Here is a 13,484-nt window from a genome sequence, read left to right on the forward strand (position 1 = left end):
ATTATTAAGTAATATGAACACCAAATTAACATTAACTATAGATAAGTCTGTTATTAAGCAGGCAAAGGCTTATGCAGAACAGCAAGGAAGAAGTTTGTCTGCAGTGGTAGAAAATTATTTAAAAGCTGTAATCAAAAAGGAAGAAGTCGCGAGCAAAGATGATGAGCTCCCACCTATAGTTAAATCATTAAAAGGTGCATTTAAAATGTCTCCAGATTTTGACTATGAAGAAGAATTAAATAAAATCAGAGAAGAGCGATATCAAAAATACATAAGTAATGAAAATCAATAATGTATTCATAGATTCAGATATCATTCTTGACTATTTTCTTGATAGAAAACCTTTTTCTGACGATTCATCAAAGGTTTTAGCATTGTGTGAGATTGGAAAACTAAAAGGTTTTATAACTGGAATCGCTATTGCTAATATATATTATTTATTAAGGAAAGAACATAGTCCTAAATCGATACTACATGGCATAAAGGATTTATTAAAATTTTTGGATGTAATAATTGTAAACAAAGAAGTTATCTTACAATCCATCGATTCAGAATTTTCTGATTTTGAAGATGGGCTGCAAAACTTTGCTGCCGAAAAGGATGGCTTAATCAGTACTATAATTACCAGAAATATTAAAGATTATAAAAAGAGTAAATTAAGTGTTCTCACTCCTGAAATGTTTCTAAAAACATTATAGAACAAAAAATCCTGTTCCGCCTAACCGAAACAGGATCTGTTTATTTGTGTGTTAACCTCTCTGTCCTTCGGACATCTCTCCTAAAGGAGAGACTTGATTAGTCTATTAAATTGATAGGGGCTAATTTAAGCCGAAAGTAACCCCGAAGCTCATATTTTTTAAACCAGCTTGTTGTGGCGTGGTAAACATATCGTTGAAATAGTATTTGGTAAACAGACCTAAACCGCCATAACCAAACCTAATGGTACCACCGTAACGAACTGATTGAAAGTGGTAGTTATCGTATTGTTTCTCTTTACCGCGTTCTTCGCTAACCTGTTTAATTTTTCCGTTTAACAAGAAGCTAACCTCCGGACCTAATACCAGGTAAAACCTTTTGCCATTTTTGTTTTCTGCAGTACGGAATTCAAAATTCAATGGAATGTGTACATAGCTGCTTGAGAAACGGTTTTTAGAGAAATGTACCGGCGACTGATCTGTGTAAACAAATTCGTTCGTGTTTTTAGCAATGGTAATATCTTTTCTTAAACGGATCAAAGTCCAGTCAAACCCTCCCGCTACATAAACCTTAAAGTTTGAATTAAAACGGTATCCAAATTGCAAAACATCGAAAGAGAAGGTACTGGTTTTGCCGCCTTTATAATCCAGGAAATCGTTATTTGGCGATAAATTGAAGCTGCCATTATCAATTAACCTGGAGAAACCTAAATCTACACGGGTGAAAGTAATACCACCCACAAAACGGCCCTTTTTTACTGAATCTGCAGCTTTGGTTTTAATGATGATGCCATGTCCCTCACTATAATCTGTTTTCTTTTTAGTACTATCTTGTTGAGCAAAAGCACCAGGAGCCATAACACCGGCAAGTCCGCTTACCAAAAGTGTTGTATAAATTAGACGTTTCATATCTTTGTGTGTTTTATATTGTTTGAATGTTGTAAAGTTATAATGTTGGACACAGCCAATTGAAAACTGCAAACTGGCAACTGTTAACTAAAACTGCTATTTTTTCCGTTTACCAAATTTAAAAGGTCCGATATTGATTGATGAAAGGGAAGAATCATCATCATCAGTACGAAACTGGATCAGTTTATCTTTTCTTTTATCCATTTTGTTAACGATCAGGTTTACCACATCGCCCACATTACGGATGCCCTTACTTTGTTCATTATCGTTAACAGGTTCATCTGTTTTAACCGGAGTTGTAACAGCCGCGGTTATTACCTCTTCTTTTGGTTGCAGAATCGCTTCTTCAATTTTCGTTTTAAGGTCTTTTTTAGGCTCCTCAACTTTAGCTATAAGGGTTTCCTCTTTCAGCATTTCAGGTGCGGTAACAATGCTTTTCTTTTCTTTTAATACCGTAGGTTTTATTTCCTTTTTAACATCTGTTTTGGCAACAGCGCTAACGGCTTTAGGTTCAACTGGTAAAACTGGTTCAACATTTTCACGTATTGTACCAGCTGTATCTTTAGCAATTGATTCCTCTACCTCCGGTTTAGTGTTTTTAATAGCATTACTAACTAATTTTTTACCCGCAATGGTTGCATTTTGTTGCTGATAAATCAGAATTCCAATCGTGGCGATCAATAAAATCGCTGCAGCCGATAACCAATATATGGGTATAATTCTTTTTTTCTTCGGTGCGATTTCGCTTTCTATATTGCTCCACAAATCTCTCGAGGGTATTACTTCCGCATCAGCAAAAGCATCCTTAAATAATTGATCAAAATCCTTATCCCGTATAGGTTGCATAACCAAATCCCTCCATTTTTATAATTTCTTCTTTTAATATTGCTCTCGCTCTCGATAATTGCGATTTGCTCGCCCCTTCCGAGATGCCTAATGTTTCGCCGATTTCCTTGTGTGAGTACCCCTCAATCACATACATGTTAAAAACCATCCGGTAACCATCAGCTAGTTTTTGTATCACTTTCATCAGGTCTTGCATACCCAAACGGCTAAAATCAAATCCGGTTGATGGTTGTTCATAAGCCTCATCCATTTCCACTACATTTAAGCTGCGTAAATTTTTACGGTAACTCTCAATAGCGGTATTCACCATTACCCGCCTAATCCAACCTTCAAAAGAACCTTCGCCCCGGTATTCCTTAATTTTCTGAAAAACTTTAATGTAGCCCATCTGCAATACATCTTCAGCCTCCATCCTATCTTTAGCGTAGCGCATACAAACGGCCAACATCTTTGATGCTGTTTGCTTGTAAAGCAACTCTTGCATCTTCCGGTCGCCAGCTTTGCAGCCTTCCATCAAATCGTTTATTGTATAGCTTCGCGTCAATTTCATTGTGTGTTTGTATATAGAAGATGGCAGATTACAAACAATGGTTGCATGGAGAGAGAAAAAAAGTTAAATAATGTTAAAAAATCATTTATAAACCTGATTATCAAATAGATAAATTACTTAAGATTTTTTAGGAAAGATATAGATTTGTGATTTGGAAAGCAAAGGCAGAAGCAATCTTAAAGTGTTCGTCCCGCTATCCGCTTCAAAGCCTCGGCTCGTTCCTCTCCTTCGTGTTTTCCGCTGCTATCGGGTTTAGGAACCAAAGGCAATGCTTAAAAATAACAAATCCCTTAGCTTTTAAAACTATGGGTTTGATATGGATGAATTTCAACCCTACACCCTAAACCCTCTACCTTTTTACCTTATACCTTCCCTCCTTTTTCGCCGTAAACAATTTAAAATCCTGCTTATAACTCAGGAAAAACAAATGGTTACATACAATTTTAAGGAAAGATATAGATTTCTGATTTGGAAAGCAAAGGCAGAAGCAATCTTAAAGTGTTCGTCCCGCTATCCACTTCAAAGCCTCGGCTCGTTCCTCTCCTTCGTGTTTCCCGCTGCTATCGCCCGCCTGCACGGGCAGGGGTTTAAGAACCAAAGGCAATGCTTAAAAATAACAAATCCCTTAGCTTTTTAAAACTATGGGTTTGATATGGATGAATTTCAACCCTACACCCTAAACCTTAAACCCTCTACCTTTTTACCCTCTACCTTCCCTCCTTTTTCGCCTTAAACAATTTAAAATCTTGCTTATAAGTTATAAAAAACGAATGGTTAAACTGAAGTTGTTTATCGGTATGATCTAAATCAATATGTGGTTCAAAACGCACATCAAAGTATAAATGTGGGATCAATTCTTTTTGGTAAGCATAACGCAACGAAACAAGGTTTCTGGAGCTTTGCTTTAAGCCCGGACTATATAAATTATCGGAAACTGACTCGTATAGCGGCATCCCTTTAATCGAAATAAAGTTATTGCCTTTCCAGTAAGACGCTACTAAACTTCCCCATTTACTTTCTACCCCTGCATTTAACCATAAACCAAAACCACCTTGGTAGGCCCTTCTTTTATCAGGAGAAAAATCTTTGTAAACAGCGATATAGTTATCCGTATAGACCTGTTTAATATTGCTATTAATGTCTCTATGCAACTTTATACCCGTTGCACCATTAAACATGGTTGTAATCGGGATTTCTTTTAGCACATCTATCTGCCCACCTTGATGGAAAGCTAAAAACTGTGCGGGAATGCTCAACTTCCAGTCATCGTTCTTGATTAAAAAACTCTCTGTTGATAATCCACCGATAATTTCTTCTTTGGTTGGATCACCCTTATAAATCATTTTTTGCCAGGCAATCCATGCATCTAAAGTAAATTTCTTACGTTCTACCAATAATTGTGTTCCATATTCAATCGGCGTAGTCAAAATCCTTTCGAAATCGTATAAAGGCTCGATATACTTATGCTGGATATTTCCTTCTAAACTACCAAAAATTAAAGTGAGGTTACGCTTATGGTATTTTACACTAAACAAGGGTTTCGCATCAGAAATTCCGTTCCGCCCGAAATCTTTCCTGATAAAAGCACCTGCGGTGATGGCCAGGTTTGGATGTGCGTAATACACCAACTGAGGCTGTAACTGTGTTCCATATAGCGTATAACCGTCATGAAAATCGTTGGTATACTCGTAATTACGAACGTAGTTTAAATTATAAAAGTTAAGATGAACCTCATTGGTTAAACTGCTATCCGAACGGATCCTGTTTTCGAAGGCGGATTGATTAAACTGTGCTGAAGCAAAATAAGAACTAAAAAGAAAAGTTATCAGTAGTAAGGACTTTTTCAGGTCCGAGGTTGTAAACATGAGCTTGGATTTTATCGATCAAATTTAGAATAGTTTTTGGTTTATTTAGCCGCAATGCATGCGAAGTTTACGCAAGGAAAACAAAGCAATCGATAAACTTAGTTACGGCTTGATTTCATAATCTTCTCCTCCCTCCATCTGTATAATAAATCGGTAACAGTCATTATAATTCAATATAGTTTCACTTGCCCCAGATTTATGTGATCTTTATATATACTTAGAAAAGCCTAAAATTCCATTGGCCATCTCAATGATAGTCACGCTTGTAAAGTATGGCGATAACTATCTAAATGAAATTGATTAAACGCTAAATATTTTCTCTTTTAAAAACTAAAAAATATTTCTATTCTTGTTAACAAATTCAAAATATGTCGGATTTGTACAAAAAAAAGTCCATTTGCACCAAAATTTTAAATGTAGCAGAAAGTAGTTTTGTATCAGCGGATTAAAGCCATACAATCAATTTTGATCGATGATTCGCCAATAACTAACTAAATACATTTAGTATGAGAAACAGCGAAATCAATTCCTCATGAAGGCACTCGCCTTAAGTTTAATTTTAGCGCATCTATTAATAAAAAATGCAATTACCTAAATATGAGTTTAAAAGGGTCTCGCTAAAATAACCAACCTGATAAGGCTTACTTATCAAGATATGAGATGTGGATTCTTCGGGCCGCTTAACATGCTCTATGAATTCAATTAAAAGGCCCTGGACGCATCGCACCCCCTTTGGCCATTACATTTTTCAAAATCACCAAGGCATAAATAGCCTTGGTGATGATTAGCACTATGAATAAAATTAAATTTTTAAAGTTAAGTTGCTTAGCAATTGCTTTTTTCGCATTTAGTGTAAACGCTGTTTTTTCACAAATAGCCCGTAAAGCCGAAACCCTTAAATCGCCTGATGGCAAACTCCTAATTTCTTTTAATTTTTCAGACCTAAAACAAGTCACATATGCATTTACCGCATACGGAAAAATACTAATTGGACCATCGGCACTGGGTTTGGATAGTTTAAAGCAAACCCGATTTATCAGGGCAAGCCGTCGATCAGTAAATGCTGTATGGAAGCCTGTATGGGGAAAACGAACCGTTGTACCAGATCAATTTAATGAAATTACATTGGATTTAAAAGCCTATAAAATAGTTGCACGGGCATATAATAATGGTTTTGCGATTAGATACCTGTTGCCTCCGGGAAGACTCAGAACAAAAGATTTAACACAATTTAATTTTCAGGGAGATTACACCGCATGGTTTTACAATGGAGAACTTCACAATATTGGTCCGCAAAAATTAACAGATGTAGATGGAAAGCGTTTGCCGGTGATGACGGTAATGGCTGATGACCATAATTATATGGCGGTGCATGAGGCTGATTTAGAGCAGGGTGAACCGCTTATACTGGAATCAAAAAAAGGCTCAAAAAACTTAACCATAGCTTCAAAGTCTAATTCTGCCTGGCGGGTTGTAATGTATGGACGCACACCTGGAGAATTGGTTGACTCACATTTGATAGAACTATTAAACCCACCGCCAGCAAAAAACACTGACTTTTCATGGGTAAAACCTGGAGTTGCAGTATGGGATTGGCGAATTAATGGTGCCAGAGTAGATAACTTCGAGTATAAAATGTCGCTACCATCATGGAAGCGTATGGTTGATTTCGCAGCGCAAAGCAGTATGCGTTACCTGATGCTGGATGCTGATTGGTACGGGCCAGAATTTGCAGAAGGTTCTGATCCGGTTAAAGGTGGCAAGGTGGCCCAAGTGCATGAAATTATTACTTATGCCAAAACTAAAGGTATTGGTATCTGGCTTTATATCAATGATGTTGGCGGCCGTAAATATCCAATTGAGCAAACATTAAAACAATACAGTGATTGGGGTGCAGCAGGGATAAAATATGGCTTTATGATTGGCGATCCGGAAGAAAAAAATATCCGGACCAAGCTCATCACAGAATTATGTGCCAAATACCATTTGTTATGCGATTTTCATGATGGCCCTGTTCATCCATATGGACAGATGCGTACCTGGCCAAATGCGCTAACGCGCGAGTATGGCCCTGCTCAACTGGATGCGCATCGCGTGGTTGCCCCTAAAACATTTGTAACAGAAGTATTTGTCAACATGCTCGCTGGCCCTATTGATATGAATAATGGACTGGCTGACCTTACTCAGGCTGGCCGCGTTGACGAACCTTCACCTGTCCCCTCTACTTTGGTTGGTGAAGCAGCGCGGACTTTGATCATGTTTTCAGGTGTTACGGTAATCCCGGATATCCCCGAAAATTACAAAAAACATCCGGAAATATTAGCGTTTTACGCTTCAGAAAAGATGCCCTGGAGAGAAAGTAAAACCCTTAGTGGTGTTATTGGAGAATACATTACCATGGCCAGGCAATCAGCCGATGGAACATGGCTGGTGGGTGCAGCTACTAATGAGGAGCCACGCGATCTCGAAATACCGTTAGCTTTCTTAGGTAAAGGCAACTACCATGCAACTGTTATTCAGGATAGTAAAGACTCTGATTATCGTACGCATAAAGAAGGCTATACCTCGAAAGAAATAAGTGTTACATCTGGCAGTATAGTTCACGTTAAACTCGCGCCTGGTGGTGGCGCCTGTATTCTTATCAGAAAAGTGAATTAAGCTGAATCTTTGAATATCCTTAGCATGATTAAAATACTAAGTGTTCCTATTTGCAGTACAGGGATCATGTAAGCAAAAAAACCTTTCAGCTTCCTGAAAGGTTTTTAATTATGGTGGAGAATATCGGATTCGAACCGATCACCTCTTCACTGCCAGCGAAGCGCTCTAGCCAAATGAGCTAATCCCCCAATTTTTACTATTCAATAATTTCGCATTGAATAACAAGCTTCCCTGCTTGAGCAGCAAAAATAACAAATACTTTCTCGAATGCAAATGATAATTTAAAATTTAATTAATCTTTAAATTTAAAAGCAAACAACGCCATTAAACAGATTATCGCAAGAGCAGATTGCATGGGATATTTGATGCACAGAAAGAATACAAATATGGCAACCAATAATATAATACAAAACATTATAGCCTTTAAGGCACTCCATATAACACATGGCTATAAGCGCCAAAAGGTAGAAAGGAATAATAATAACGGCTACGATAAACATTACCCAATATTAATTTCGAATGTTAACCAAATATTAAATGTTATTTAGTTTTTTAATTAAAGGTTTAGACTAGATATATACATTAACTTCTTTGTTATCTAACAGCGCCTGATAGCAATCTACAAATTGGGCAACGTTAAACCCATCCATCAGAGCATGATTTACATGGATAGAAACCGACATTATTTTTCTTTCGTTTTTATCCCTAAGCTTGCCAAAAGATATTTTAGGGCAACTATCCTGATAAGCGTAGTTACGGGCATGTGACAAAGAAGTGAAATTTAACCAGGGCAGTGCAGAATAATGGATCACATTTTCGCCTGATGCGGAAGGGATTAAACCAGTACTGGTTTTTACTTTTTCAATTTCCTGGTTAGCTGCAATTCTAAAATCTTCAAAACCCTCATAAAAATCCATATAACCAAATCCAAAAGTTCCATTGGGGCGGTTAATGGTGGCCGCAGCATTTACAGTATCGTATTTCCAAACTTCATCATTAATAATGCGGAACTTAAAAGGTTCTAACTGATTAGCGGCCACTAATGATTTGTGCAGATAAAGCAGGAAAAAGGAAACGTTTTGTTCCTTTGCTTCTTTATAGGTAGCGGTACAATCTAATTCCACAGTTAAACCAAAGAAAGGTTCTTCAAAGGCACTGAAAAATTTAAAATGATCCTTTCTGATCCAGGTATTGATATCTATTTTCTCTTTCATTCAATTAATTTTGGTAAAACTTCAGATAACGTTTCCATTTGGTAAAAATTTGTATGCTCAATGGTATGATCAATATGCTCATGCACCCATGTAGTATGAAAAGGGATATGAACGGCATGTCCACCAATATTCAATACGGGTAAAACATCCGATTTTAAGGAATTACCCAACATTAAGAATTCCTCAGGCTTACAATCCAGGTGTTTGATCAGTTTTAGATAATCTCTTTCCTGTTTATCACTCATAATTTCGATATGGTGAAAATAATGATCCAATCCTGATTTGGTTAATTTTCGTTGTTGATCCAATAAATCACCTTTGGTAGCCACCACCAGTTTATATTTTCCATTTAAGGCTTTTAGCACTTCTTCTACCCCATCTAGCAATTCTACCGGTTTTTGAAGCATCTCCTGTCCCAGTTCTATCGCTCTGTTAATTACCATTGGATCTATTTTGCCGTCTGTTATTTTTAGAACAGTTTCGATCATACTCAATACAAAACCTTTAATTCCGTAACCATAAAGCGGCAAATTGGCTATTTCCGTTTTATAAAGCTCCGCCAGGATGTTATGGTGTGGCATAAAATCTTCTAAAAGACCTGCAAACTGATTTTCGGTTTCCCTGAAATAAGGCTCGTTTACCCAAAGCGTATCATCTGCATCAAAAGCAATTACAGTAATTTGATTTTTCATGGTTATGCTTACTTTAGTACCTCAAAAGTAAAGCAACGATTCCCTTTAAAAAAGGACATTTGTCTCGATTAAATAAATATGCTACGTACAAACCTTACTTTCTTATCTTTTATTGATCGCTTTTGTGCTGAAAACGAGGAGGCAGATATTACGCTTAAAAACTTTAAAGCAGGATATAGATTTATTGAACAGGGGGAAAAAATCAGTAATATTTACATCATTAAAGATGGAATCAGCAAATGTTTTATTTCTGAGGAAAACGGTAAGGACTTTATTATCGAATTTTTAGGTAAGGGCGAAGTCGTTGGCGAGCTGGAAGCGCTAAAAAAGATTACTTGCCTGTGCAATGTTGCTGCAATTAATGATGTTATGGCCTATGTTATACCTCACCCTCTTTTTCTTTCTTTGATTGATAAAAATAACGAATTCACCACGCTCTTACTCCAGGAATTATCTACAAGAATTATACAAACCAGTACACGTGCATCTTTCCAGCAATTGTATACCCTGGAATATGCACTTTTAAAATTGCTCAAACTACAGGCTGATGAGCATATTTCCATTTCTAAAGAAGATATGGCAGCCTATCTCGGCATTTCCGTAAGAAGCTTTAACAGAAGTTTAAAACAGATTGTAATTAAAGGAGATTTTGATACATCTGAATTTAAAAATACCCTCCAGCTAGCCAATATGAAAAAGCTACTGGAAAGATTAAAATAACGGGAAGTATTTAAATTATGAACCCAGAAGCCAAATATCAGCCATTCATTTTTATGATCCTTTAAATAACCGAATTTAACTACTTTTACAGGGAACAATACTTTTAAAAATATAAATCCTGGGATAAATTATTTCCTATGAACCCGCTAAAGTCAGTCTAATCCGTAAATTCCTTTCATTGAAAATCTACACCATAACTTTAATTTCGCATGGAGCTTTCCTTTCTAAATATCTGTCAGGTCTTAAACATTTAGGGATAAAACTTTGTTAATAACTCTATTAAAAAGAAATCTACTGTGAGGCGTTTTAACTTTGATGCGTTAGTAGCAGAAGATTATCCTTGGTATTATCATTGAATAAATAGTTTAGTAACAATTTATCTCGAAAAACCCAATTAAAGCATAAATATGAATGTAGAAGACGTTTTTAAGAACAATGAAAAATGGATCGCAGAAAAATTGTCAATTGATCCCAATTATTTTACTGAACTGTCTAAAGGACAAAGTCCGGAGTTTTTGTATATCGGATGTTCAGATAGTCGTGTTACGGCTGAAGACTTAATGGGTATACAACCTGGGCAGGCTTTTGTGCACCGGAATGTGGCCAATTTGGTAAACAACGTTGATTTAAACGTAATGACTGTTTTAAATTACGCTGTACGGCATTTAAAAGTGAACCATATTGTGGTTTGCGGCCATTATAACTGTGGAGGCGTTAAAGCTGCCATGCAACCTGCTGATATGGGTATATTAAATCCGTGGTTAAGAAATATCCGCGATGTTTACCGTATCCATAAAGATGAGTTAAATGCCATTGAGGATGAAGGTGCGCGTTATAACAGATTGGTAGAACTGAATGTGCAGGAACAATGTGTTAACCTGTTAAAAACCGCAGCGGTACAGCAAGCCATCACCGAACGTGGAATAACCGTTCACGGCTGGGTTTTCGATATTCACACCGGTAAATTAATCGACCTTAAAATAGATTTCGAAAATATTTTGAAAGATATTAAGGAGATTTATAATCTGTATTAATTAGCGTTTGGCATTGACTGTATGGTGTTTAAGCCCAAAATAAAAAGTATTTTTTTTTAAATAAACAAAAAAGAGGTGAAGTTTTAAAAACTTGACCTCTTTTTACTAGCAAGAAAAACTGGTTCCTACAGACATAAACTACGGATAGCTAAGCTACCTCTTCCGTAATCATTTTAGGTTCTTCAGTTACCTCATCCTTCTCTATCCTGAGGTTACGGATAATATGCTGCTGCCTATCTGGGGTGTTTTTCCCCATGTAATATTCTAACAGGCTTTTAATGGTCTGATCTTTCAAAATAACAGGATCCAATCTAATGTCTTTGCCAATAAACAAACCAAATTCATCCGGAGAAATTTCACCCAATCCTTTAAATCGGGTTATTTCAGGTTTGTTGCCCAGTTTTTCGATCGCATTTTTACGTTCCTCATCGCTGTAGCAATAAATGGTTTCTTTTTTATTCCGGACCCTGAAAAGCGGTGTCTGCAAAATATATACATGGCCTGCTTTTACCAGATCGGGGAAAAACTGCAGAAAAAAAGTCATCATCAGTAGACGGATATGCATGCCGTCCACGTCGGCATCAGTAGCAATTACGATATTGTTATAGTGTAATCCATCTAAACCATCTTCAATATTTAAAGCATGTTGTAGCAGGTTAAACTCTTCATTTTCATATACTACCTTTTTGGTCAGCTCGTAACAGTTAAGCGGTTTCCCTTTCAAACTAAATACGGCCTGGGTATCTACATCGCGCGATTTGGTAATTGAACCAGAAGCCGAATCTCCTTCTGTAATAAACAAAGTAGTTTCGTAACGTTTTTCGTGCGTGCTGTTGAAGTGAACCTTACAATCGCGCAATTTTTTATTGTGCAGAGATGCCTTTTTAGCTCTGTCATTAGCCAGTTTTTTAATCCCCGCAATATCCTTACGCTCCCGCTCCGATTGCATAATTCTTTTTAGCAAGGCATCAGCAACATCCGGATTCTTGTGCAGATAATCATCCAGTTCTTTCTTAACAAAATCGTTGATGAAGGTAGCTACAGACGGCCCTTCCGGCCCCATGTTCTGTGATCCCAGTTTGGTTTTGGTTTGCGATTCGAATACAGGTTCCTGTACGCGTACGGAAATGGCTGCAATAATGGACGAACGCACATCAGCTGCATCAAACTCCTTTTTGAAAAACTCGCGAATGGTTTTCACCACCGCTGCTCTAAAAGCTGCCTGATGGGTTCCGCCTTGTGTGGTATGTTGCCCGTTGACAAATGAATGGTAATCTTCGCCATATTGCTGACCGTGGGTCATCGCAATTTCGATGTCAGGACCAACCATGTGAATAATCGGGTACCTGATTTCTTCGGGTTTATTAAATTTAGAAAGCAGGTCGTAAAGGCCTCTCTCCGAAAAATATTTCTGATTATTGAAATTTATCGTTAAACCTGTATTTAAGAAAACATAGTTCCAAACCATGCTTTCTACAAAATCGGGGATATAATGATAATTTCTGAAAATACTTTCGTCGGGATAAAAAGTAATAGCAGTACCATTACGTTGCGTGGTGTCAATAACCGGGTTTTCAGTTACAATTTCACCTTTAGAAAATTCTACTTTTTTGGTTTTTCCATCGCGGTACGACTGAACGGTAAAACTGGTCGACAATGCATTTACTGCTTTTGTTCCCACACCATTTAAACCCACCGATTTTTGGAAAGCATTACTATCGTATTTACCCCCTGTATTGATTTTGCTTACACAATCAATTACTTTACCTAACGGAATACCCCGGCCATAATCGCGAACGTTCACTTTTTGTTCGGATAGTGTAATTTCAATGGTTTTTCCGGTTCCCATTACAAACTCATCAATAGAGTTATCTACAATTTCCTTTAACAAAACATAAATACCATCATCCTGTGCAGAGCCATCACCAAGTTTACCGATATACATACCCGGGCGTAACCTGATGTGCTCTTTCCAATCTAATGAGCGGATACTGTCGTCGTTATAAATTACTTCTGCCATAATGTGTTCGTCTGTTCTTCAATAAAAAACCCTGCATTTTTTGATCTGCAAAGTGATGAAGAATGTATAGAAATAACCCTGATGATTGAAATAAAAACATCTCTAAATAAGTTCCTCAGAATTATCATACAATAATAAATTTATTCCGCGAGGCAAACAAAAGAAAGTTTCAACATACAAACATGAAGGATGGAATAGTTAAAATGGATAAGGCCTGGTAGCATATGGTCGATTGTTTGATGGTTGATAGTTCATAGTATGAACCAAAGACCATGATCCAA

The 13,484-nt window shown here is 37.0% G+C and carries 12 protein-coding genes and 1 tRNA gene; 5 read left to right on the plus strand and 8 right to left on the minus strand.

Annotated elements, in window-relative coordinates:
• Window positions 1–13: 13 nt before the first annotated feature.
• Window positions 14–292 carry a DUF6364 family protein gene (locus PGN18_RS06285; protein WP_335318559.1) on the plus strand — a complete coding sequence of 93 codons (279 nt, stop codon included), beginning with the start codon at window positions 14–16 and terminating at the stop codon, window positions 290–292.
• Window positions 279–698, plus strand: coding sequence for a PIN domain-containing protein (locus tag PGN18_RS06290; protein ID WP_335318560.1), 420 nt, complete (start codon window positions 279–281; stop codon window positions 696–698). The genes PGN18_RS06285 and PGN18_RS06290 overlap by 14 nt, the downstream gene beginning before the upstream one ends.
• A 120-nt stretch (window positions 699–818) precedes the next feature.
• On the opposite strand, the gene PGN18_RS06295 is transcribed toward PGN18_RS06290, so the two are convergent.
• The 4 genes from PGN18_RS06295 to PGN18_RS06310 all read right to left on the minus strand — a co-directional run bounded on the left by PGN18_RS06295 (window position 819) and on the right by PGN18_RS06310 (window position 4,865).
• Window positions 819–1,604 (minus strand): outer membrane beta-barrel protein, encoded by a 786-nt coding sequence (locus tag PGN18_RS06295; protein ID WP_335318561.1) that lies wholly within the window; start codon window positions 1,602–1,604, stop codon window positions 819–821.
• A gap of 96 nt (window positions 1,605–1,700) precedes the next feature.
• Window positions 1,701–2,450: a hypothetical protein gene (locus PGN18_RS06300; RefSeq protein ID WP_335318562.1), complete on the minus strand. Its 750-nt coding sequence runs from the start codon at window positions 2,448–2,450 to the stop codon at window positions 1,701–1,703.
• Window positions 2,431–3,000, minus strand: a complete 570-nt coding sequence (locus PGN18_RS06305) for an RNA polymerase sigma factor (RefSeq protein ID WP_335318563.1) — start codon at window positions 2,998–3,000, stop codon at window positions 2,431–2,433. The genes PGN18_RS06300 and PGN18_RS06305 overlap by 20 nt, the downstream gene beginning before the upstream one ends.
• Window positions 3,001–3,707: 707 nt before the next feature.
• Window positions 3,708–4,865, minus strand: a complete 1,158-nt coding sequence (locus tag PGN18_RS06310; protein ID WP_335318564.1) for a hypothetical protein — start codon at window positions 4,863–4,865, stop codon at window positions 3,708–3,710.
• A gap of 792 nt (window positions 4,866–5,657) precedes the next feature.
• Between PGN18_RS06310 and PGN18_RS06315 the strand changes: the two genes are divergently transcribed.
• Window positions 5,658–7,523, plus strand: coding sequence for a glycoside hydrolase family 97 protein (locus tag PGN18_RS06315; protein ID WP_335318565.1), 1,866 nt, complete (start codon window positions 5,658–5,660; stop codon window positions 7,521–7,523).
• Between the two features lie 111 nt (window positions 7,524–7,634).
• Here PGN18_RS06315 and PGN18_RS06320 read toward each other — a convergent pair.
• The 3 genes from PGN18_RS06320 to PGN18_RS06330 all read right to left on the minus strand — a co-directional run bounded on the left by PGN18_RS06320 (window position 7,635) and on the right by PGN18_RS06330 (window position 9,429).
• Window positions 7,635–7,711: transfer RNA gene (locus PGN18_RS06320), tRNA-Ala, on the minus strand.
• Window positions 7,712–8,092: 381 nt separating this feature from the next.
• On the minus strand, window positions 8,093–8,737 hold the full coding sequence (locus tag PGN18_RS06325) for a CatA-like O-acetyltransferase (RefSeq protein WP_335318566.1): 645 nt from the start codon (window positions 8,735–8,737) through the stop codon (window positions 8,093–8,095).
• Window positions 8,734–9,429: an HAD family hydrolase gene (locus tag PGN18_RS06330; protein ID WP_335318568.1), complete on the minus strand. Its 696-nt coding sequence runs from the start codon at window positions 9,427–9,429 to the stop codon at window positions 8,734–8,736. Before PGN18_RS06330 ends, PGN18_RS06325 begins: the two co-directional genes overlap by 4 nt.
• A 78-nt stretch (window positions 9,430–9,507) precedes the next feature.
• On the opposite strand from PGN18_RS06330, the gene PGN18_RS06335 reads away from it, so the two are divergent.
• A complete protein-coding gene (locus PGN18_RS06335) occupies window positions 9,508–10,149 on the plus strand; it encodes a Crp/Fnr family transcriptional regulator (RefSeq protein WP_335318569.1) in 642 nt (213 codons plus the stop codon).
• A 407-nt stretch (window positions 10,150–10,556) separates the two neighbouring features.
• Window positions 10,557–11,183 (plus strand): carbonic anhydrase, encoded by a 627-nt coding sequence (locus PGN18_RS06340; RefSeq protein ID WP_335318571.1) that lies wholly within the window; start codon window positions 10,557–10,559, stop codon window positions 11,181–11,183.
• Window positions 11,184–11,331: 148 nt separating this feature from the next.
• On the opposite strand, the gene PGN18_RS06345 is transcribed toward PGN18_RS06340, so the two are convergent.
• Complete coding sequence (locus tag PGN18_RS06345) at window positions 11,332–13,203, minus strand: DNA topoisomerase IV subunit B (protein ID WP_335318572.1); 1,872 nt, start codon at window positions 13,201–13,203, stop codon at window positions 11,332–11,334.
• Between the last annotated feature and the right edge of the window lie 281 nt (window positions 13,204–13,484).

Origin of the sequence: Pedobacter terrae (assembly GCF_036946585.1) — a bacterium.
Lineage (GTDB): Bacteria > Bacteroidota > Bacteroidia > Sphingobacteriales > Sphingobacteriaceae > Pedobacter > Pedobacter terrae_C.